We start from the raw sequence: 22,129 nt of genomic DNA on the forward strand, positions 1-22,129 counted from the left end.
GGCGCCACTTCCGGTGCACGCCCTACAGCCCCGCGTCCGGCGGTCGCCGCTCCGGTCCGGTCCCACCCGCACCCGGCGCCGTACCGTCGTCGCCTGCGTCCCGGCCGCCGTCGCCGGCCCCTGGCTCCGTACCGCCGCCCTCCCCGCCCTCCGTACCCGCCGCCGGGGGCGTCGGCGGCAGCACCCGGTCGGTCTCCACCGCGACCACGTGCTTCTCCTCGGCGAAGTGGCAGGCGGAGTCGTGGTGGGCCGGGCCCGCCACCGCCCTGAACGCCTCCGGGACGGCGAGCAGCGGTTCCTCCACCGCGCACCGCTCCTGCGCCTTCCAGCACCGGGTGCGGAAGCGGCAGCCGGAGGGCGGGTTGGCGGGCGAGGGCACGTCCCCGTGCAGGATGATCCGTTCACGGTGCTCGCGGGCCTCCGGGTCGGGTACCGGGACGGCGGAGAGCAGGGCCTGGGTGTAGGGGTGCGTCGGGTGGTCGTAGATCTCCTCCTCGGTGCCGATCTCGACGATCCGGCCGAGGTACATCACCCCGACCCGGTCCGAGATGTGGCGGACGATCGAGAGGTCGTGGGCGATGAAGACGAAGCTGAGGCTGAACTCGGCCTGGAGGCGGTCCAGCAGGTTGACGACCTGCGCCTGGACGGAGACGTCGAGGGCGGAGACGGGTTCGTCGGCGACGATGATCTCGGGGTTGAGCGCCAGACCGCGGGCGATCCCGATGCGCTGGCGCTGGCCGCCCGAGAACTGGTGCGGATAGCGGTTGATGTACTCGGGGTTGAGCCCCACCACGTCCAGCAGGTCCTGCACCCGCTGCCGCCGGCTGCCCTTCGGGGCGACCTCGGGGTGGATCTCGTACGGCTCCCCGATGATGTCGCCGACCGTCATGCGCGGGTTGAGCGAGGTGTAGGGGTCCTGGAACACCATCTGGATGTTCCGGCGCACCGCCTTCAGGGCCCGGCCGGAGAGTTTGGTGACGTCCTCGCCCTTGTACTGGATCGTCCCGGCGGTGGGGCGTTCGAGGTGGACCAGCATCCTGGCGACGGTGGACTTGCCGCAGCCGGACTCGCCCACGATGCCGAGCGTCTCACCGGCCGAGAGGTCGAAGGTGACCCCGTCGACGGCCTTGACCGCGCCGACCTGCTTCTTGATCAAAATGCCCTGGGTGAGCGGGTAGTGCTTGACGAGCTCGCGGACCCGCAGGATCGGCTCCCCCTCGGCCCACGAGGAGAGCCGGCGCGACTCGGAGAGGAGGGTCGCGGCGATCTCGCCCTCTTCGCGCGCCTCCTTGCGGCCTCCGGAGTGGTCAGCGTGCATCGAGCGTCTCCTTCCAGAAGTGGCAGGCGCTCGCGCGGTGTTCGGCCACGTCGTAGAGCGGCGGCTCGTCCGTGCGGCACACGTCCTGGGCCATCGGGCAGCGCGGGTTGAAGGCGCAGCCGGGCGGGATGCGCAGCAGGTTCGGGGGCAGCCCCTTGATCGCGTACAGCTCCTGGCCCTTCTGGTCCAGGCGCGGGATCGACTGGAGGAGGCCCTTGGTGTACGGGTGGGCGGGGGCCTTGTAGATCTCGTGGACGGGGGCGGTCTCGACGATCCGGCCCGCGTACATCACGGCGATCTTGTCGGCGACGTCGGCGACGACGCCGAGGTCGTGGGTGATGAGGATGAGGCCCATCCGGTACTCCTGCTGGAGTTCCGCGAGCAGCTCCATGACCTGGGCCTGGACCGTCACGTCGAGCGCGGTGGTGGGCTCGTCGGCGATGATCAGCGCGGGTTCCAGCGCCATCGCCATGGCGATCATGATGCGCTGGCGCATCCCGCCGGAGAACTGGTGCGGGTAGTTCCCGACCCGCTCCTTGGCCGCCGGGATGCGGACCCGGTCCATCAGCTCGACCGATTTCGCGCGGGCGTCCTTGCGGGACATCCCCCGGTGCACCCGGAACATCTCGCCGAGCTGCTCGCCCACGGTCAGTACGGGGTTCAGCGAGGAGAGCGCGTCCTGGAAGATCATGGCCATCTCCTGGCCCCGGATCTTCCGCCGCTCGTCCTTCTTGAGCTTCAGCAGGTCCTGGCCCTTGAAGAGCACCTCGCCGCCGCTGATCTTCCCGGGCGGCATGTCGAGGATGCCCATGATCGCCTGCGCGGTGACCGACTTGCCCGAGCCGGACTCGCCGAGTACGGCGAGCGTCTCCCCTTCGTCCACCGAGTAGTTGACGCCGTTGACGGCCTTGGCGACACCGTCCCGGGTGTGGAACTCCACGTGCAGATCGCGCACTTCCAACAGCATGGCAACGGGCTCCTCAGCGCAGCTTGGGGTCGAGGGCGTCGCGCACCGCGTCGCCGAGCATGATGAACGACAGCACGGTGACCGCCAGCGCTCCCGCGGGCCAGAGCAGCATGTGCGGGGCGTTGCGGATGTAGCTGGACGCGGCGGAGATGTCGATGCCCCAGGAGACGGCGGGTTCCTTCAGGCCGACGCCGAGGTAGGAGAGGGTCGCCTCCAGGGAGATGTAGGTACCGAGCGCGATGGTCGCCACGACGATGACGGGGGCGATGGCGTTCGGGGCGACGTGGCGCAGCAGCATCCGCGAGTTGGAGGCGCCCAGCGCGCGGGCGGCCTGGACGTAGTCGTTCTGTTTGGCGGTGATGACGGAGCCGCGGGCGATGCGGGCGATCTGCGGCCAGCCGAGCAGGACGATGAAGCCGACGACGGGCCAGACGGTGGAACTGGTCACGACGGAGAGGAAGACCAGGCCGCCGAGGACCACCGGGATGCCGAAGAAGACGTCGGTGATCCGGGAGAGCACGGCGTCCCAGCCACCGCCGAAGAACCCGGCGAGTCCGCCGAGGATGCTGCCCAGGATGCCGACACCGAGGGTGGCGCAGATGCCGATGGTGACCGAGGTGCGGGCTCCGTAGACGACGCGGGTGTAGACGTCGCGGCCCTGCGGGTCGAAGCCGAAGGGGTGGCCGGGTTCCCGGCCCTTCTGGGCGTCGGCCAGGTCGGCCTGGAGCGGGTCGCCGCTCGCGATGAGCGACGGCCAGATCGAGATGACCACCAGGAAGAGGATGATCAGGCCGGAGACGATGAAGACCGGGTTGCGCCGCAGGTCGCGCCAGGCGTCGGACCAGAGGCTGCGGGGCTTCTCGGCGGGGCCCCCGCCGTCGTGGCCGGGCGGCTTCTCCAGCGTCTCGCCCTCCTCCAGGGCGAGGTCCATGGGTCCGCCGGCTCCCGCCGGTGAGATCGCCCCGTCCTGCGAATACGGCTCAGGCATAGCGGATCCTCGGGTCGAGTACGGCGTACAGGAGGTCGACGATCAGGTTGGCCGCCAGGAAGACGAGGACCAGGACGGTGACGAACCCGACGACGGTCTGGGTGTTCTGGCGCAGGATGCCCTGGTAGAGCTGGTATCCGACCCCGTGGATGTTGAAGATCCGCTCGGTGACGATGGCCCCGCCCATCAGCGCGCCCACGTCCGTACCGATGAAGGTGATGACCGGGATCAGCGAGTTGCGCAGCAGGTGGCGCACGATCACCCGGCGCCGGGGCAGCCCCTTGGCGGTGGCGGTGCGTACGTAGTCGGCGCGGGCGTTCTCCGCGATGGAGGAGCGGGTGAGCCGGGCGACGTAGGCGAGCGAGACCGAGGCGAGGACGAGTCCGGGGACGATCAGTTCGTCGAGCGGCGCCGCCGAGGAGACCGAGGGGCTGATGACGCCCCACTTCACGCCGAGCAGCAGCTGGAGCAGCAGACCGGTGACGAAGGTCGGGACGGAGATGACGACCAGGGTCAGGATCAGCACCGTGGTGTCGACGGGCCGGCCCCGCTTCAGGCCGGTGAGGACGCCGAGGCTGATGCCGATGATGATCTCGAAGACGATGGCGACGATGGTGAGCCGGATGGTGATGGGGAACGCGGTGGCCATCAGCTCGGTGACCTTCTGCCCGTTGAACGCGGTGCCGAAGTCGCCGGTGAAGACGTTGCCCATGTACGTCAGGTACTGCTGCCAGACCGGCTTGTCGAGGCCGAACTCGGCACGCAGCTGGGCGGCGGTGGCGGGGTCGCACTGGCGGTCGCCGCAGAGACCCGCGATGGGGTCGCCCATCACGTTCACCATGAGGAAGATCAGCAGCGTGGTGCCGAAGAAGACCGGGATCATCTGCAGCAGCCGCCGGATCACATAACGTCCCATGTGGGGCTCCGGGGGGTGGGGGCGGAAGCGTGGGCCGGGCACCGGATGAGCCGGGTGGCCGGTGCGGTGGTCCGCACCGGCCACCCGGCTTCAGCGGGTCACTTGACCTTGATCTCGTTGTAGACGGGGACGCTGAAGACGTTCAGCGCGACGTTCGAGACGCGGTCGGAGTAGCCGGCGCTGCCGTTCTGGTACCAGAGCGGGATGACCGGCATCTGCTCGACGAGCACCTGCTCGGAGTCCTGGAAGGTCTTCACCGCGGCGGCCTTGTCCGTCTCCGCGTTCGCCTTGTCGACGAGGTCGTCGAATTCCTGGTTGCTCCACTTGCCGTCGTTGGACGAGGCGTTGGTGTAGTAGAGCGGCTGGAGGAAGTTCTGGATGAGCGGGTAGTCCATCTGCCAGCCCGCGCGCCAGGCGCCGTTCAGCTTCTGCTGGGAGACCTGGTTGCGGAAGTCGGCGAAGGTGCCGACCGGGCCGCCGACGCAGGCCCGGTTGTTGTCCAGGGCCTTGTTGATGCTGTTGCAGACGGCGTCGACCCATTCCTTGTGGGAGCCGGTGTCCGCGTTGTACGAGATCTTGAGCTGGCCCCCGGGGATGCCGCCGGCGTCATTGATCATCTTTTTGGCCTCGTCGGCGTCGTACGCGCACTCCTTGCCGCACAGCCCCTTCTTGAAGCCGCCCTCCTCGCCGAGGACCGGGGAGGTCCAGTCGGAGGCGGGGGTCCGGGTCTGGTGGAAGATCTGGTCGGTGATCTGCTGGCGGTTGATCGCCATCGACAGTCCCTGGCGGACCTTACGGCCGTTCTCGGTGTCCCACTCCTTGTCGTAGAAGGGGAAGGCGAGGGTCTGGATGATGCCGGCCGGGGTGTTGATGTAGCGGTCGCCGAGGTCGGACTGGACGTTGGTGAGCTGGGAGGCGGGGATGTCGTCGACGAGGTCGAGGTTGCCCGCGGTCAGGTCGGTGTAGGCGGTGTTGTTGTCGGTGTAGACCTTGAGGTCGATGCCGCCGTTCTCGGCCTTGTCGTCCCCGGGGTACTTGTCCCAGCGGCGCAGGTTCATCGACGAGCCCTTGGCGTACTGGTCGATGGTGTACGGGCCGTTGCCGACGGGCTTGGAGAGCCAGGCGTCGTGGTCGTCGAAGAAGCTCTGGGGCAGCGGCGAGAAGGCCGCGTAGCCGAGCGTGTCCGGCCAGAGGGAGAACTTCTGCGACAGCTTCACCGTGAAGGTCAGGTCGCCGGTGGCCTTGAGGCCGGAGAGCGTCGTGGCGGAGGCGGAGCCGCTCTCGGGGTGGGCCTTCTCGTAGCCGTCGATGTACTGGAAGAAGTAGGCGTTCTTCTGGTTGTTCTTCAGCGCGGCACCGTAGTTCCAGGCGTCGACGAAGGACTTCGCGGTGACCTTCTCGCCGTTGGAGAAGGTCCAGCCGTCCTTGACCGTGATGGTGTAGTTCGTCGCGTCACTGGACTCGATCTTGTCGGCCAGCATGTTCTTGGCCTCGCCGGTCTTCGGGTCGTACCGCTTGAGACCGCGGAAGAGCATGTCGAGGACCTTGCCACCCTGCACCTCGTTGGTGTTCGCGGGTTCCAGCGGGTTCTGCGGGTCGCCCCAGGAGGAGCTGACGATCCCGTCGGCGCCACTGCCGCCGCTGTCGCTGTCGCCGCCCCCGCCGCAGGCCGTCGCCGCCAGTGCGACTGCCACGGTGCATGCGGTCCACCTGGCCCGTGTGGCTCCGCGCATGAAGTGCCTCCTCCTGAGATGCCATGAGTAGCTCTGCCCTATATCACCCCATTCGCCTAGGTATGGCATGCACGCTTGGCCCGTACGGGCGGGTCCGGCCGAGGGCCCGTCACCCGACCGGCCCCGCCCGGCTCCGGACCCCGCTCCCCGGACACGACGACGGGCCCGTACTCGGGAGTGATCTCCTGAGTACGGGCCCGTCGTCCCAGACCGCGAACCGGCGCCTGCCTCGCTGGTGCCACGGGTACCAGCGGGGTTGGAGTGACTACTCCTCCAGCGCCGCCAGCGCCGGGTCCATCACGATGTCCTTCGTGCGGGTGACCGTCGGGTCCTCCGGGAAGTGGCAGGCCGTGAGGTGGCCGGGCTTGTCGCCGGAGAGCTGCACGAGCGGCGGCTCCTCGGTGGCGCACTTGTCCTGGGCCTTCCAGCACCGCGTGCGGAAGCGGCAGCCCGAGGGCGGGTTGACGGGCGACGGGACGTCACCCTCCAGCCGGATGCGCTCGCGCTTGTCGGCGTCGATGTCGGCGTCCGGGACGGCGGACAGCAGCGCGTGCGTGTACGGGTGCCGGGGCGCCTCGTACAGCGAGTCGCGGTCGGCCACCTCGATGATCTTGCCCAGGTACATCACCGCGACGCGCTGCGAGAAGTGCCGGACGATCGCGAGGTCGTGCGCGATGAAGACGAACGCGATGCCCATCTCGCGCTGGACCTCCTGGAGCAGGTTGATGACCTGCGCCTGGATGGAGACGTCCAGGGCCGAGACCGGCTCGTCCGCGATGATCAGCTTCGGCTGCAGCGCGACCGCGCGGGCCACACCGATGCGCTGCCGCTGGCCGCCCGAGAACTCGTGCGGGAAGCGGTTGTAGTGCTCCGGGTTCAGGCCGACGATCTCCAGCAGCTCCCGCACCCGGGCCTCGCGGCCACCGGGCGGGTTGATGCCGTTGATCTCCATCGGTCCGCCGATGATGTTGCCGACCGTCTGCCTCGGGTTCAGGGAGGCGTACGGGTCCTGGAAGATCATCTGGATCTCGGACCGGATGGGCATCATGTCGCGCCGCGAGGCGTGGCTGATGTCCTGGCCCTTGTACGCGACCGTGCCCGAGGTCGGCTCCAGCAGGCGGGTCAGCAGCCGCCCGGTGGTCGACTTGCCACAGCCGGACTCACCGACCAGACCGAGGGACTCGCCCGGCATGACGTCGAAGGACAGGCCGTCGACCGCCTTGACCGCGCCGACGGTCCGCTTGATCGGGAAGCCGCCCTTGATGGGGAAGTGCTTCTTGAGGTCGCGGACCTCCAACAGCGGGGAGGCCGCGTCCTTGTCCTGCTGCTTCGGCACGGTGCCGGTGGCCGCCGTGTCAGTGGTGTTGTTCTCGCTCATGGTGATGCCCCAGTCGCTGGTAGGTCAGCCCAGCCGGGGCTGAATCTTCTCGATGAACACCTGCTGCTTCTGTTCCGCCGTCAGGTGGCAGGCGGAACCCCGTCCGGCCGGCAGACCGGGACGCGAGGAGACGCACGCGTCCCCGCCGACGTCTCCGGTGAACGCGCACCGGGGGTGGAAGGCGCAGCCGGACGGCGGGTTGAGCAGGGACGGCGGCGAACCCGGGATCGGCATGAGGGGCTCGTCGACACTGGAGCTCAGCCGCGGCATCGAGCCGAGCAGACCCCAGGTGTACGGGTGCTGGGGCGACTTGAGCACCTCACGCACCGAACCGCGCTCGACGGCCCGGCCGGCGTACATCACCAGCAGGTCGTCGGCCATGTTGGCGACGACGCCCAGGTCGTGCGTGATCATGATGATCGCGGAGCCGAACTCCTGCTGGAGGTCCTTGAGCAGGTCGAGGATCTGCGCCTGGACGGTGACGTCCAGGGCGGTCGTCGGCTCGTCGGCGATCAGCAGGTCGGGGTTGCAGACCAGCGACATGGCGATCATGGCGCGCTGGCGCATGCCGCCGGAGAACTGGTGCGGGTAGTCGTCCACCCGCAGCGTGGGCTGCGGGATGCCCACCTTGGTCAGCATCTCGATGGCCCGGTCCCGGGCCTCCTTCTTGCTGGCGCCGGTGTGCTTGCGGAACGGCTCCGAGATCTGCCGGCCCACCGTGTAGTACGGCGAGAGCGCGGTGAGCGCGTCCTGGAAGATCATCGACATCTTGTTGCCGCGCAGCGATTCGAGCTGGGACTCGGGCGCGTGCGTCAGGTTCACGCCGTCGAGGAGGATGTCGCCCTCGACGGTGGTCGACTTCGGGTTGTGCAGGCCCAGCACGGTCAGGTTGGTCACCGACTTGCCGGAACCGGATTCGCCGACGATGCCGAGCGTCTTGCCGCGCTCCAGGTCGAAGGAGAGCCCGTTCACCGCATTGACGACGCCGTCCTCGGTGGAGAACTTGACGTGCAGATCGCGTACCGAGAGGAACGAGTCGGACCCGGTGGGGGCCGCGGCGTCCTCGGTCTTGGTGAGTGTGGTCACGTTGCTACTCCTAGGACAGCCGCACGCGCGGGTCGATCACGGCGTACAGGGCGTCCACGACGAGGTTCAGAACAATGATGAAGGCCGCGCTGACGAGCATGACGCCCATGGTCATCGGCAGGTCCTTGTTGTTCACGGAATCGATGGCCAGCCGGCCGATCCCGGGAAGGCCGAAGGTGATCTCGGTGACCATGCCGCCGCCGAGGAGCGCCGCGATGTCCATGCCGAGGATGGTGACGATCGGGATGAGCGAGCCGCGCCAGGCGTAGCGCATGAAGACGTAACGTCCGCTCATGCCCTTGGCCTTGGCCGCCCGGACGTGCTCCTCCTGGAGCTGTTCGATCATCGTGGAGCGGGCCATACGGGTGTAGTTGGCCGTGAAGATCACGGACATCACGACCCAGGGGATCAGCAGGCCCATGAACCAGGGACCGACACCGTCGCTGAAGTCGTTGTACTTCGGCTTGTCCAGCCAGCCGGTGCTGTACACGAAGATGCCGAGCACGATCGGGCCGAGGAAGTAGATCTGGAAGGAGCTCAGCACCAGCGAGAAGGAGCTGACGACCTTGTCCAGCCAGGTACCGCGGTAGCGGGCGGCGATGAGGCCGGTGCCGAGACCCACGGTGAGGAAGACGATGAGCCCGCCGATGGTGAGCGAGAGGGTCAGCGGGAAACGGTCGACGATCGTGTCCCACACCATCTGGCCGTTGTTGAACGAGACACCGAAGCAGGGTGCCGCGCAGTGGCCGACGGAGAAGTCACGACCGGTGAAGATGCCGGAGAGGAAGATCCAGTACTGGACGATCGTCGGCTTGTCGAGACCGAGGTTCGTGTGGATGATCGCCAGCGCGTCCGGGGTGCAGTTCTTGCCGCAGGCCAGCATCGCCGGGTCCTGTGGGATGGCGAAGAACATGAAGAAGGTGAAGGCGCTGATCAGGACCAGGATCAGGCACGCGCCGAGCGACCGGCGCAAGAGGAAACGAAGCATGGCAAGAGGCTGCTCTCAGGACGGCGGGACGAGAGGGGGGAGGTGGGGCGGATCCGGCAGAGGGGGGCGCGCGCTCCGCCGCGCGCGCACCCCCGTGAAACTGCTGTTGCCGACTACTTCTTGAGGAAGATCTGCGTCACGTCGGTGTAGCTCTGCACCGTCGAGTAGCGCAGGCCACCGATGTTGGAGCCGGCGATCTGGAACACCTTGGTGTAGTAGACCGGGGCAGCCGGGTTGATCTCCGTGGAGATGTACTCGTTGAGCGCGGCCCAGGCCTTGGTGGCCTCGGCGACGTCCGTGATCTTCAGGATCCGCTCGATCTCCGAGTTCACGTGCGGGTCGTTGATGTGCGAGTAGTTCGACGAACCGTCCTGGATGGCGGTGCCGTTGTACACCGGCGGGATGACGGTGGACGCCGACGGCCAGTCCTGGCCCCAGCCGGTCATGTAGATGTCGTAGCCGTTGTCGACCTTGCCGACCCGCTCGTACCAGGTGGCGGAGTCGATCTCCTTCTTCTGGACGTCCAGGCCGATCTTGCCGAGCGCGTTGGCGATCAGGACCGCCTGCTGCTGACGGACCGGGGTGTTGCCGTACGCGTAGACGATCTTCTTGCCCTCGGCGCCGGCTTCCTTGACGAGCTTCTTGGCCTTGGCCAGGTCACCGTTCGCCTTGGTCTTGCGCTCGAACGGGTCGAAGGTCTCGTCGTAGCCCGGGGTGGTGGGCGACATCAGGCTGTTGGCGACCTCGCCGCCGTACGCGCCACCGTCGGCCTTGGCGATCGCGGAGGCCGGCAGAGCCAGAGTGATCGCGTCACGGAGCTTCTTGTCCGTCATGCGGTCCAGGTTGAAGTTCATCTGCCACACGTACGGGGCGTAGCCCTGGATCGTGCGGGCCATGGCGGCCTTGTCGCTGGTGACCGCCTTGAGCTGCTCGGTGGCGACCTGACCGGTGAACATGACCGCGTTCTTCGCCGCACCGCGGTCGGCGAGGATCGTCTTGGTCTGGTCCGTGTCGTCGTGGTTGTACTCGATGTTGAAGCCGTCGACGTACTGGTGGCGGACCGAGTCGGTCTTCGCGTCCCAGTTGGTGTTGCGGACGAGCTTCATGCCCTTGCCGGGCTTGAACTCGGCGATCTTGTACGGGCCCACGGCGACCGGGGCGCTGTCGTACTTGGCCTGGGTGTCCGTGGCCTTGGGGACGACGGAGTAACCGGCCATGGCGAGCGCCTGCGGAAGGTCCGGCTCGGCGGCCGGGAAGTGGAAGACGACCGTCTTCGCGTCGGGGGTCTCCAGCACCGAGTCCGGCAGGTGCTTGCCCTTGTAGGGGCCCTCGTACGCCTTGCGGTACGCGTTGCCGGCACCGGACAGCCACTGCTGCAGGAAGACCGGACCGTCGGTGATGTTGGTCGAGTACAGGCGCTCGACGGTGTGACGGATGTCGGCCGAGTCGATGACGTGGCCGTTCTGGTCCTTCACGCCGTCCTTCAGCGTGTAGGTCCAGGTCTTGCCGCCGTCGGAGACCTTGCCCGAGTCCGTGGCGAGGTCGCCGACGACCGTCAGCTTGCCGTTGGCTTCCTTGTACTGCGTCAGGCCGCGGTAGATCAGGCGGGAGAGCAGGCCGCCGTCGCTGACGTAGATCTGACCCGGGTCAAGGTGCGAGAAGTCGGTGTCGTTGTAGACCTCGGCCGTACCGCCGGAGCGGGCGCCCGCGACCTCGGCCGCCGGGCCGGTGGAGTCCGCGGCGGTACCGAGGACGACCGCGTTGGACTGCGAGGACGCGTCCTTCTTGGTCTTGCTGTTGTCCTTGGCCGCGTTGTCGTCGTTGCCGCCGCAGGCGGTGAGCGTCAGTGCGCCCGCCGCGACCGCGACCAGTGCGGCTCTCGCCGTACGGTTCTTGAGCATAGACATGGAGTCGAGTCCACCTGCCTGTGAGTAGTGATCAACTGTGCTGCCCTGCACGTCCGGTCGGTGCCGGCGCCCGGGAGGCAGCTCCCCCGCGGTTCGGATCAGCGTCCCGTCTTCGGGTCGAAGGCGTCCCGTACGGAGTCCCCGAGGAGGTTGAACGCCACAACGAAGACGACCATGGCGACACCCGGGAAGAACATGTAGACCGGGTCCTGCTCGTAGACGTTCGCGCCCACGGAGAACATCCGGCCCCAGTCCGGCGTCGGCTCGACGTAGCCGACGCCGACGAAGGAGAGGAAAGCAACCGAGAGGATGGTGCTGGGCAGCATGTACGTGGACTGCACCAGGATCGGGGTGACGAGGTTCGGCAGCAGCTCCTTGCGGATGATGCGCCAGGGGGAGGCTCCGGCGACCTTGGCCGCCTCGACGAACTCGCGTCCGCTGAGCGAGAGGGTGACGGCGCGGACCAGACGGGCCAGGCCCATCCAGCCGAGCAGCCACATCACGGCGATGATCGCGCAGGTGCGCACGTAGGTGGGGGTCTCCTCGTCCGGCGCGACGAACACGGTCGTGATGACCGGCATCGCGGCGACGAAGAAGAGCTGGCTCGGGAGAGCGAGGAAGAAGTCGGTGACCCGGCCGATCCAGTAGTCGGTCTTGCCGCCGAAGTAGCCGCCGACGAGACCGATCAGCACACCCATGACCACCATGGCGAGGGTGGCGATGACCGCCGTGTACAGCGAGGTCCGCATGCCGTAGAGCAGCTGGGCGAAGACGTCGCGGCCGAGCGTCGGCTCGATGCCGAACCAGTGCTCGGGGGACATGCCGCCCATGCCGCCGGAGGGCATGTTGAACATGTCCAGCAGGTTCGGGTCGTCCTGGCCGTAGAGCGTGTACGGGTCCTTGCCGTACAGCTTGGTGATCAGCGGGGCGAGGGCCGCCACCGCGAAGAACACGATCACCACGACCGCGGACACGAGTCCGGTCTTGTCCCGCTTGAAGCGGCGCCACATCAGCTGGCCCGGCGAGCGCCCCTCGACCTTGGCGGGGCCGGTCGGCTTCTCGGGCTCTTTCTCGAGGACCGAGGCCGGGGCCTCAGCCTGAATCCCAGTTGGACTCGTCATGATTCGTCCGTTTCACATGTAATTGACGGCCGCCGGCCCGCGCACGTGCCGCCTCTTCAGCAGTATGCGAAAAGTCAACCGCACTTCACCTGAACCGAGTTGCCGAACGACAAGGCGGGTAGGAGAGCGTACGGAGCGGCGAGCAGGCCTAAGGCTGATCTGCGCGGGTAGACCGCGGCCAGGGTGGACTCACCCCGGAGAACCGATACGGGAGATCGGGCGCCGGGCGGATCAGTACAGCGATCGCACCGACCCCTGACATACCGCCAGGGATCGTGGGCGTCTGACGCGCCGGCCGGACGACGTGACCCACTGGGCGCTTGTGGCACCGTGCATGGGTTCCTCCTCATGAGTCCACTTGTTCTTCCATACGAAGCGGGCACCAGCGATCTCCGTCGACACCCCTGGCGACGAAAAATCTGTGTGCCCCGTGTGCTCGTGAGTCGGCACTCCCCACAGTGCGTGACTCATTGACCCGAGCTCAATGGAGCCAACTATTAAGTACGACTGGACCGTAAACCACACTTAAAGGGTCTCGGTTTGACAACATCGATACAGGCCGTGTGACCGAAATCCGGACAAACTGAGTCCAGACAGACACCCCCGAAACGGACTGTTAACACAGGTTTCGGAGAGCAACGCCCGATAACCGGACACTAAAGTGACGAAAATCAATTGACGAAGGCCCGGCCCCCCACAGTGTCTGCGGGGGGCCGGGCCTCATGTCAATGCATGGGATCGAGTTCAAACCCGACTTTGACGCACACCGGCCGGTGGCCGGATGTGATCAGCGCTTGGCGCGCGACGCGGTGCGACCGCGCTCCTTGGCGTCCAGGACGACCTTGCGGATGCGCACGGTCTCCGGGGTCACCTCGATGCACTCGTCCTCGCGGCAGAACTCCAGGGACTGCTCCAGGGAGAGCTTGCGGGCCGGAACCACGTTCTCCGTGGTGTCCGCGGACGCCGCACGCATGTTGGTGAGCTTCTTCTCCTTGGTGATGTTGACGTCCATGTCGTCGGCGCGGGAGTTCTCGCCGATGATCATGCCCTCGTACACCTCGGTGCCAGCCTCCGTGAAGATGATGCCGCGCTCCTGGAGGTTGACCATGGCGAACGGCGTCACCGAGCCGGCACGGTCGGCGACGAGCGAACCGTTGTGACGGGTGCGCAGCTCGCCGAACCACGGCTCGTGGCCCTCGAAGATGGAGTGCGCGATGCCGGTGCCGCGGGTCTGGGTGAGGAACTCCGTACGGAAGCCGATGAGGCCGCGGGACGGAACGATCCACTCCATGCGGACCCAGCCGGAGCCGTGGTTCGTCATGGTCTCCATACGGCCCTTGCGGGTCGCCATGAGCTGGGTGATGGCGCCCAGGTGCTCGTCGGGCGAGTCGATGGTCATGCGCTCGATGGGCTCGTGCGTCTTGCCGTCGATCTGCTTGGTGACCACCTCGGGCTTGCCGACGGTCAGCTCGAAGCCCTCACGGCGCATCTGCTCGACCAGGATGGCCAGCGCGAGCTCACCGCGGCCCTGGACCTCCCAGGCGTCCGGGCGCTCGGTGTCGAGGACGCGGAGCGAGACGTTACCGATCAGCTCGCGGTCCAGACGGTCCTTCACCTGGCGGGCGGTGACCTTGTGGCCCTTACCGCCCTTGCCGACGAGCGGCGAGGTGTTGGTGCCGATGGTCATCGAGATGGCCGGCTCGTCGACCGTGATCAGCGGCAGCGCGATCGGGTTCTCGGGGTCGGCCAGCGTCTCGCCGATCATGATGTCGCCGATACCGGCGATGGCGCAGATGTCACCGGGGCCCGCCACCTCGGCCGGCTTGCGGGTGAGCGCCTCGGTCATCAGCAGCTCGGTGATGCGGACGTTCTGCTGGGTGCCGTCACGCTTGATCCAGGTGACGGTCTGGCCCTTGCGCAGCTCGCCCTGCTCGACGCGGCAGAGCGCGATACGGCCGAGGAAGTTGTCGGCGTCCAGGTTGGTGACGTGGGCCTGGAGCGGAGCGGCCTCGTCGTACTCCGGGGCGGGGACGTGCGCCAGGATGGTGTTGAAGAAGGGCTCCAGGTCCTCGCTGTCCGGCGGGACGGTGCCGTCCTCCGGCTTGGTCAGCGAGGCGACGCCGTCACGGGCGCAGGCGTAGACGATCGGGAACTCGATCTGGTTCTCGTCCGCGTCCAGGTCCAGGAACAGGTCGTACGTCTCGTCGACGACCTCCGCGATGCGGGAGTCGGGACGGTCCGTCTTGTTGATGCAGAGGATGACCGGCATCTTCGCCGCGAGCGCCTTGCGGAGCACGAAGCGGGTCTGCGGCAGCGGGCCCTCGGAGGCGTCGACGAGCAGGACGACCGCGTCCACCATCGACAGGCCGCGCTCGACCTCGCCACCGAAGTCGGCGTGGCCGGGGGTGTCGATGATGTTGATCGTGATCGGTTCCCCGCCGGCCTTGGGGTGGTACTTCACCGCCGTGTTCTTGGCGAGGATCGTGATGCCCTTCTCACGCTCCAGGTCGTTCGAGTCCATCATGCGGTCGTCGAGGCTCTCGGCGGCGTGCGCGGCGAAGGCACCGGCCTGCTTGAGCATGGCGTCGACCAGCGTGGTCTTGCCGTGGTCGACGTGGGCGACGATGGCTACGTTACGGATGTCGTGGCGCGTGGGCATGGGTGGAATGCGCTTCTCTCGGATCGTGGGATCAGGCGTCGCAGTCGGTCTCAGGTCCTCGTACGCCCCGCCGGGCTGACACGCCACGGCTTGTCCCATGGTACGGGCCAGCCGCGCGGGGGGCTTCCCGGCCCGATCCGCGAGACCGTTCCACCCCGAGGATTCAACGGATATTCACGGGCCGGGGCCCCCGCGGACCGGCCCGCGGGGGCCCGCTGAGGCCCCCTGGGCCCCCGTACGCACCCTCTCCCCGGGCCTTCCCGGGCCCCCGCCCGCCGCCGGACGCGCAAGTGCCCGCCGGAGGGATCCGGCGGGCACTCCCGGCCGACGTGGGCCCCTGGGCGGGGCCCCGCGCTACTCGGTCAGCCGCGCCGGGGCGCCCGCGGCCTTCTTGTCCTTGAACCCGATGTCCTGGAAGCGCGGCGTGCCGAAGCCGAAGGCGCCGACGTTCACGAGCTTCTTGTCGACCGCCACCAGTTGCGGGCGCTGGTAGAGCGGGATCGAGCCCGCGGCGGCCCAGATCCGGGCGTCCGCCTGCTTCATCAGGTCACGGGACGCCTTCTCGTCCAGGGTCGCGACGGCCCGGTCGAAGAGCTGGTCGATGTAGTCGGTGCCGACCCGCGTGTAGTTCTGCTCGACGACCAGCGATCCGTCCGAGGCGGGGACCGGCTTGGCGAAGATGGGACGGCCGTCCGTGGCGGGGTAGGCGCTGACCGGCCACGAGTACAGGGCCAGGTCGTACTCGCCGGAGGCGATGTGGTCCTTGAAGTAGCTCGCGTCGGAGACCTTGGTGATCACCGTGGAGATGCCGACGGAGTCGAGCATGGCCGCGATCTTCTCGCCGACCTTGCGCAGGGCGGCCGACTCGGCCCCCGAGGGGAGCACGAACCGCAGGCTCAGCGTCTTGCCGTCCTTGCCGATCCGGCTGCGTACGGCCGCGTGCCGGGCCGGCGCCGCGGGCCTCGCCGGGGCGGCGGTGCCCACGGGGGCGTACAGGCCCGGCGCGCCCCCGGCCTTGCGGTCCTGGAGGGACGCCCGGGCGGCGGAGTCGTCGTCGCCCGGCTTGCCGTCGTCCCCGACGACGTAGCGCCCGGCGTTCCCGGCGTCGGCCTTCTCGTCGGCGGCGGCCTTGTCGGCCGCGGTCGTGCCGGCGTCGGTCTTTCCGGCGTCGGTCTTGTCGGCGTCGGCCTTCCCGGTACCCTCCGCGTCGGCCGTCCCGGTCCCGGTGCCCTCCGTGTCGGTCTTCCCGCTGCTCCCGGCGTCGCTCCGCGCGCCGCTGTCGTCCGTGTCGGTCTTCGCGTCGCCCGTGCTCTCCGCGCCCGCCGCGCCGTCCTCGGCCTCCTCCGAAGCCTCGTCGTCGGCGTCCGCCGAGGCCGACGCCTTGCCTGCTCCGGCCTTCGTCTCGGCCTCGCTGCCCGCCTCGGTGCCCTTGGGCTTCCGGGCGCCGCCGCCCGGTGTCCAGCCCGCGTCCGCGAGCAGCGCCAGGGCCTCCGCGGTGTCCTGGTCGCCGATGGCGCCGCTGCTGTCCGTGTAGCCCGGCTGGCCGAGCATCGCGAGGTGGCTGCCGAGCGGCTCGGAGGGCAGTCCCAGCGGCTTCAGGACGGAGTCGGCGATCTCCTGGCGGTCCAGCGCGCGGGCCACCGCCCGCCGCACCCGCTCGTCGGCCAGCGGGCCGGACTCCCCGTTGAGCGCCAGCTGTGTGTAGGCGGGCTCCAGGGACTTGCGTACGACGTAGGAGCGCAGGCCCGCCTGCTCGGCCTCGTACGTCTCGATCGCCTCCTTGGCCTTCTCCCGGGACGCCTGCGCGATCTCGGCCGCCTCCTCGTCCGAGCCGTGGGCGAGCGCCCAGGAGCGCAGGGCGGCGGCGGGGGTGAGATCGGCCTGGGGGCCGTGGGTGAGCGGGCGGCCGTTGCGGCCGTCGTCGCGGGCGGCGAGGCGGATGCGCTGCGCGTCGCGCCCGTCGATGTCGGCCACGTCCACGGTGCCCTCGGTGAGTGCCTTGCCCCGGTCCCGGGGAGCCACCGCACGGAAGACGATCTTGTCGAGCTTCGCCCCGCCACCCCACCAGCGGGGGTCGCGGACGACGGTGACGGTCTTGGCGCCCTTGTCCACGGACCGGAGCTTGAACGGTCCGGCCGTGTTCTTCAGAGTGGCGCGCGCGCCCTCGTTGAAGGAGTCCGGGGAGCCCATGACCTCCTTCGGGTACAGCGGGGAGAAGAGCGAGCGCCAGTCGCCGTACGGCTTCGAGAAGGTGACCCGCACCTGGAGGTCGTCGTGGCCGCGTTCGATCTTCTCGATCCGCTCGTACCCGGCGTTGCGCGCGGTCCAGTACGCCGAGTCCTTGCCGTTCAGCGCGCGCCACTGGGCGACGAAGTCCGGGGCGCCGATCTCGCGGCCGTCGCTCCACACCGCCCGCTGGTTGAGCTTGTAGAGGACGACCTGCTTGGGCTCCCGGTCGATGACCTTCGCGGATTCCAGGTAGTCCGGGTTGAGCTTCGGCGCTCCCGTCGCGTCGAGCGGGAAGAGGTTCGGCAGGAGCGCGCCGGTGATCCGGGTGGTGGTGCTGTCCGCGTCCGCCTGGAAGGTGTTGAGCGTGGCGGGCACCGCGTCGACGGCCCAGTTCAGGGTGGATCCCTGGGCGATCGCTCCCCGGGCGGTCGGGGCGATGTCCTGGGGGAGTCCGGCGCTGGACTTCTCCCCGCCGGAGTCGCAGCCGGCCAGCGCCGGGATCGTGAGCACACCCGCGGTGAACAGCGCGAGGGTGCGGCGCTTGCGGACGGTCCCGCGCGGGACGCCGACGTGGGACATGGCTGGTACCTCCGGGGCCGGAACGGACCACCCCGTACCGGAATGGACCGGATGACAGTTACCTGACGATCTGATGGCATAAGCGGTTGATCACACCGATGACGCCTCCCCACTGAAAGCGCCTGCGCGCGTGGGTCGTCCCCGACACGTCGGTCCACCGGGAAACCTCACCCGCGCGGAGGTACGGGCGTGCGGCCGTCCGGTGGCCCGCCGGGCTCCGGACACACCCGTGCCCCGGGTCCGGCGGCTCGCCGGGCCCGGGGCACGGGTGCGCGTACCGGCCGTACGCGGGAGGAGGCGCGAGGACCGGCGTACGGGAGGGATCAGCCGAGGAGCTTGATGATCTCCGCGGTGGTGGCGGTCTCGCCGAGGCGCGGGAACACCTTCTCGACGGAGTTGGCGTGGGAGCCTGCGTCCATGTCGCTGATCGCGTCGGTCACGACGGTCACGTGGTAGCCGTACTCGTGGGCGAAACGGGCGGTCGACTCGACACCGATGCTGGTGGCGACACCGAGCAGCACGATCTGGGTGATGCCCCGGCGGCGCAGCTGGAGGTCCAGGTCGGTGCCGTAGAAGGCGCCCCACTGCTGCTTGGTGACGACGATGTCGCTGTCCTGGCGGCCGAGGCCGGGGGCCAGGTCGGCCCAGTCGGCCGGAGGCCGGCCGCCGCCGTGGCCGGCCTCCGTGCGGCCCGGCGCTCCGCCGGTCACGCGGACGAGCACGACGGGCAGGTCCTTGGCGCGGAAGGCCTCGGAGAGCTCGGCGGCCTTGGCGACGATCTCCTCACCCGAGTGGATGATCGGCAGTTCGAGGATGCCCTTCTGCAGGTCGATGACGACGAGCGCGGTCTTCGCGTCGAGGGTGGTGGCGGTCATGGGACGTACTCCTTGTTCTGTGGTCCGGCCCGTCGGGTCGCGAGGGCCGGGGCGGTGCGGTCGTTCGGGTGCGCGGGGTGGTCTTCAGGAGGCGTGCGGGGTGCGCAGGGCCCGGTCGGTGAGGGTCAGGACGATCAGCACTACCCCGAGTCCGGCGGCGATCCACGCCATGAGGTGCAGACCGGCGTCCGTGGCGGCCTGGCCGTAGGCGAGGGCGATCATGCTGGAGGCGGTGATCGCGCCGATGTACTGCGCGGTGCGCTGGAGCCCGGCGGCCGAGCCGATGGACGCGGCCGGGGCGAACTGGGCGACGGCCGCCTGGTTGCTCGTGCCGATCAGCCCCTGCGGGATGCCGAAGCAGGCACCCGCCAGCAGCAGCAGGACGAGCGGGGAGCTCCCGGAGAGGAAGCCCAGCAGCACGGCCCCGCCGGCGAGCAGCAGGCAGGCCAGCGTGAGCGGCCCCCGGATGCCCCTCGTACGGGCTCCGAGGAGCGAGCAGGCCAGGGCGGCGACGGACATCGGGAGCATCAGCAGCCCGGTCTCGCCGGACGAGAACCCGCGGACTTCCTCCAGCCACTGCGTCAGGCCGTACATCACGCAGTAGACGAGCAGGTAGCCGAGGCCGTGCCGCAGGTAGGTACGGGTGAGCGCGCCGTTGGAGACGAGCACCCGCAGGTCGATGAAGGGGGCGGGGGTCCGCAGCTGCCACCGGACCAGCACGGCGCCGACCACCGCGAAGGGCAGCAGCAGCCACCACTGCGGGTGGGCCAGGTCGAGCAGGAAGAAGGCGAGCAGCGTGAGGGCCGTGGAGAAGAGCCCGATGCCGAGCGGATCGACGGAGGTCTTCGGGCGGCTGCCGTCCTCGGCGCGCACGCGGGGCCGGTCGACCGGGATCCACCGGATCGCGGTGACGAGCGCGATCAGAGCGACGGGCACGTTGACCGCGAAGATGCCCCGCCAGCCGACGAGCATCACCAGCACGCCGCCGAGCGTCGGGCCGACGGCGGTGCTGCCGACCGCGGCGAACGAGAGCCGGGCGAGGACCGGACGCGGCGGCGTACGGCCGACCCGCAGGCCCTCGTGGCGCAGGATCGCCATCGAGGCCGGATAGGCGGCGGCGCTGCCGATGCCCAGCAGCAGTCGGGAGACCAGCAGCCAGGTGAACGAGAGGGCGAAGGCGCCCACCAGCCCGGAGATCAGGACCACGACCAGCCCGGCGACGAAGACCCGGCGCGGGCCGACGGAGTCGGCGAGCTTGCCGAGCACCGGCTGCGCGACGGCGCTGGTGAGATAGAGGACGGAGATCAGCCAGGCGGTACCGGCCGCGCCGACGGAGTAGCTGTGCCCGATCGCGACCAGTGCGGTGGAGATCATCGTGCTGTTGAGCGGGTTGACCAGCGAGCCGATCAGCAGGGGCGCCGTGAGGCGACCGCCGAAGCCGGGCTGTTCGGGGGCCGGGGAGGCGCTGCCCGCGCTCCTGCTCGTGGCCGGGGCGGCGGAACCGGTGGTTCCGGTCGCCGCCGGGGGTATGAGCGGCGGGGTCGCGACCTCGGTGCCGCGCGCGGAGCTCACTGCTCCACCAGCCGGTCGAGGAGGGTGACCGCCTTCGCCACGGCTCGGCGCTCGGCCTCGTCCATCCCGGCGGCAAGCGCCTCGGTCAGCCAGTCGTGCTTGGCGGCCCGGAGACCGGCGAGCGTGGCCCGCCCCGCGTCGTTGACGGAGACGAGCGACTTGCGCCCGTCCTCGGGGTCGGGGGCCCGTTCGACCAGATCCTGGCTCTCCAGCGCGGCGAGCGTCAGCCGCATGGACTGCGGACGTACGTACTCCGCCCGCGCGAGGGCCGCCGTGGTGGCGGGCCCGTCGCTCTCCAGCCGGGCCAGGACGGACCGCTGCGACGGGGTGAGGAGGCTCTCCGCCGACTCGGTGCGCAGTTTGCGGAGCAGCCGGCTCACCACCGACGCGAGCCGTACGGCCAGCACGTCCGGAGCGGGGTCGTCCACGGGAGGCGTGGCCGGCCGTGCGGCTGGGGTTCCGGTCGTATCGGGCATTTCCCCACCGTAGAAGATGGGTAGAACATCTTGCAAGTTTACCTGTCTATCCTGTCGGATCGGCGGAGGTCTTCGGACCCGGGGCCAAGGGCGTGTCGTCCACCGCCGTCCGCCGGGCGACGCCTGGCGAGGCGGACTCCCCCGGCGCGGAGACTCCCGGTTCGACGGCGTCCCCCGAGCCGTCCCGCAGGCCCTGACCCCGTCCGGCGGCTCGGCCGGCGGCTCGGCGAAGAGGCGGTGGAGCCGCCGGTGCGGCGCCCGGTGACCGCGACCGCGATCCGGTCCCGGGCCCGGAGCCTGGCCCTGCCGGCCGGACTGGCCCTGATGGGCGTGAGCCGGCGGGCGGGCGGTGTCCGCCGGGGCAGGTGACGCCGGCATTCCCGGCGGCGGCACCCCGGCCGTCGGCGCCTGCGACCGCCGGACGATCCGGACGCGGCCGGGCTCGGGCCGGCCGCGGCGTGGAGGCTCTCACGGCCTCGCCCGTCGACAGCCCGGTCGCGGTGTCCGTGACGAGGCATCCCACGTGACGAGGCGCCTCACGTGCGCTCAGACCGCGGCCGTCGGGTTCGCGGGTCCGACGGCGGCACGGTGCTCGGCGTTGATGCGCTGTGCTTCTTCGAGCTGGTCTTCGAGGATGACGATGCGGCAGGCCGCCTCGATCGGGGTGCCCCGGTCGACGAGTTCGCGGGCACGTGCCGCGACGCGCAGCTGGTAGCGGGAGTAACGGCGGTGGCCGCCGGCGGAGCGCAGCGGGGTGATCAGGCGGTGCTCGCCGATCGCGCGCAGGAAGCTCTGGGTGGTGCCGAGCAGTTCGGCGGCCCGGCCCATGGTGTAGGCGGGGTAGTCGTCGTCGTCGAGACGGCCGTACGGGTCGTCTGCGGTCATTCGCACCTCATTCGTGGAACACGTGGAGGGGCCCGGAAGCGTATTGCTCCCGGGCCCCGAAGGAACTGCTACACCATCTGCCGGCCCTGGTACTGCGCCGGCCTTCTGTTTCCGCCGACCCGGCCTGAACTTCGCCGGGCGTGCGGGGATCGCGGATGCGTGACCGGAGACCACCTCACTGTCGATGTCCTGCGGTACCCGGACTCGCGTGGCGTCCGGGCGATCCTGATGATGCTCGGCTCCTCCGTTCTTCCCTCTGTGTTCAACTGCTCACCTGGCAGGGAACTGCGTACTGCTGGTACTGCAACCGCTCGTACTGCTGTGACCCTTCCCGGCGCCACTTCCGGCAGCCGGCCCCGTCGCCCGTCCTGCGTCCGCTCCGGCTTGGGACCCCACTGCCGAACCTCCCGGTGCGCGCGCCCGCAGCCGACGCCTTCACCGAGGTACCGCTC

At 69.3% G+C, this 22,129-nt stretch carries 16 protein-coding genes; all 16 read right to left on the minus strand.

The window, feature by feature from the left end:
* Positions 1 to 22 precede the first annotated feature (22 nt).
* On the minus strand, positions 23 to 1,318 hold the full coding sequence (locus OHT52_RS09005) for an ABC transporter ATP-binding protein (protein ID WP_328719602.1): 1,296 nt from the start codon (positions 1,316 to 1,318) through the stop codon (positions 23 to 25).
* Positions 1,308 to 2,285, minus strand: coding sequence for an ABC transporter ATP-binding protein (locus OHT52_RS09010; protein ID WP_328719603.1), 978 nt, complete (start codon positions 2,283 to 2,285; stop codon positions 1,308 to 1,310). Before OHT52_RS09010 ends, OHT52_RS09005 begins: the two co-directional genes overlap by 11 nt.
* A 13-nt stretch (positions 2,286 to 2,298) precedes the next feature.
* Positions 2,299 to 3,273, minus strand: a complete 975-nt coding sequence (locus OHT52_RS09015) for an ABC transporter permease (protein WP_328719604.1) — start codon at positions 3,271 to 3,273, stop codon at positions 2,299 to 2,301.
* Positions 3,266 to 4,189 carry an ABC transporter permease gene (locus OHT52_RS09020; protein WP_328719605.1) on the minus strand — a complete coding sequence of 308 codons (924 nt, stop codon included), beginning with the start codon at positions 4,187 to 4,189 and terminating at the stop codon, positions 3,266 to 3,268. Before OHT52_RS09020 ends, OHT52_RS09015 begins: the two co-directional genes overlap by 8 nt.
* Before the next feature lie 98 nt (positions 4,190 to 4,287).
* On the minus strand, positions 4,288 to 5,922 hold the full coding sequence (locus OHT52_RS09025; protein ID WP_328719606.1) for a peptide ABC transporter substrate-binding protein: 1,635 nt from the start codon (positions 5,920 to 5,922) through the stop codon (positions 4,288 to 4,290).
* Between the two features lie 265 nt (positions 5,923 to 6,187).
* Positions 6,188 to 7,300: an ABC transporter ATP-binding protein gene (locus OHT52_RS09030; protein ID WP_328719607.1), complete on the minus strand. Its 1,113-nt coding sequence runs from the start codon at positions 7,298 to 7,300 to the stop codon at positions 6,188 to 6,190.
* Between the two features lie 24 nt (positions 7,301 to 7,324).
* Positions 7,325 to 8,386: an ABC transporter ATP-binding protein gene (locus OHT52_RS09035; RefSeq protein WP_328719608.1), complete on the minus strand. Its 1,062-nt coding sequence runs from the start codon at positions 8,384 to 8,386 to the stop codon at positions 7,325 to 7,327.
* Between the two features lie 10 nt (positions 8,387 to 8,396).
* Positions 8,397 to 9,374 (minus strand): ABC transporter permease, encoded by a 978-nt coding sequence (locus OHT52_RS09040; protein WP_328719609.1) that lies wholly within the window; start codon positions 9,372 to 9,374, stop codon positions 8,397 to 8,399.
* Between the two features lie 113 nt (positions 9,375 to 9,487).
* The gene (locus OHT52_RS09045) at positions 9,488 to 11,281 is read right to left on the minus strand and encodes an ABC transporter substrate-binding protein (protein ID WP_328719610.1); all 1,794 of its coding nucleotides are present in this window, start codon (positions 11,279 to 11,281) and stop codon (positions 9,488 to 9,490) included.
* 98 nt (positions 11,282 to 11,379) lie between these two features.
* Complete coding sequence (locus tag OHT52_RS09050) at positions 11,380 to 12,402, minus strand: ABC transporter permease (protein ID WP_328719611.1); 1,023 nt, start codon at positions 12,400 to 12,402, stop codon at positions 11,380 to 11,382.
* Positions 12,403 to 13,189: 787 nt separating this feature from the next.
* Entirely contained in the window at positions 13,190 to 15,061 is a 1,872-nt protein-coding gene (typA, locus tag OHT52_RS09055; RefSeq protein ID WP_328719612.1) for a translational GTPase TypA, read from the minus strand.
* A gap of 354 nt (positions 15,062 to 15,415) precedes the next feature.
* On the minus strand, positions 15,416 to 17,869 hold the full coding sequence (locus OHT52_RS09060) for an ABC transporter family substrate-binding protein (RefSeq protein WP_328719613.1): 2,454 nt from the start codon (positions 17,867 to 17,869) through the stop codon (positions 15,416 to 15,418).
* Between the two features lie 323 nt (positions 17,870 to 18,192).
* Positions 18,193 to 18,744 (minus strand): isochorismatase family protein, encoded by a 552-nt coding sequence (locus tag OHT52_RS09065; RefSeq protein ID WP_328719614.1) that lies wholly within the window; start codon positions 18,742 to 18,744, stop codon positions 18,193 to 18,195.
* A gap of 84 nt (positions 18,745 to 18,828) precedes the next feature.
* Positions 18,829 to 20,316 carry an MFS transporter gene (locus OHT52_RS09070; RefSeq protein ID WP_328719615.1) on the minus strand — a complete coding sequence of 496 codons (1,488 nt, stop codon included), beginning with the start codon at positions 20,314 to 20,316 and terminating at the stop codon, positions 18,829 to 18,831.
* Positions 20,313 to 20,792 carry a MarR family winged helix-turn-helix transcriptional regulator gene (locus OHT52_RS09075; protein ID WP_328719616.1) on the minus strand — a complete coding sequence of 160 codons (480 nt, stop codon included), beginning with the start codon at positions 20,790 to 20,792 and terminating at the stop codon, positions 20,313 to 20,315. The genes OHT52_RS09070 and OHT52_RS09075 overlap by 4 nt, the downstream gene beginning before the upstream one ends.
* Positions 20,793 to 21,338: 546 nt before the next feature.
* On the minus strand, positions 21,339 to 21,677 hold the full coding sequence (locus OHT52_RS09080) for a helix-turn-helix domain-containing protein (RefSeq protein ID WP_328719617.1): 339 nt from the start codon (positions 21,675 to 21,677) through the stop codon (positions 21,339 to 21,341).
* Positions 21,678 to 22,129: the final 452 nt, after the last annotated feature.

Origin of the sequence: Streptomyces sp. NBC_00247 (assembly GCF_036188265.1) — a bacterium.
Lineage (GTDB): Bacteria > Actinomycetota > Actinomycetes > Streptomycetales > Streptomycetaceae > Streptomyces.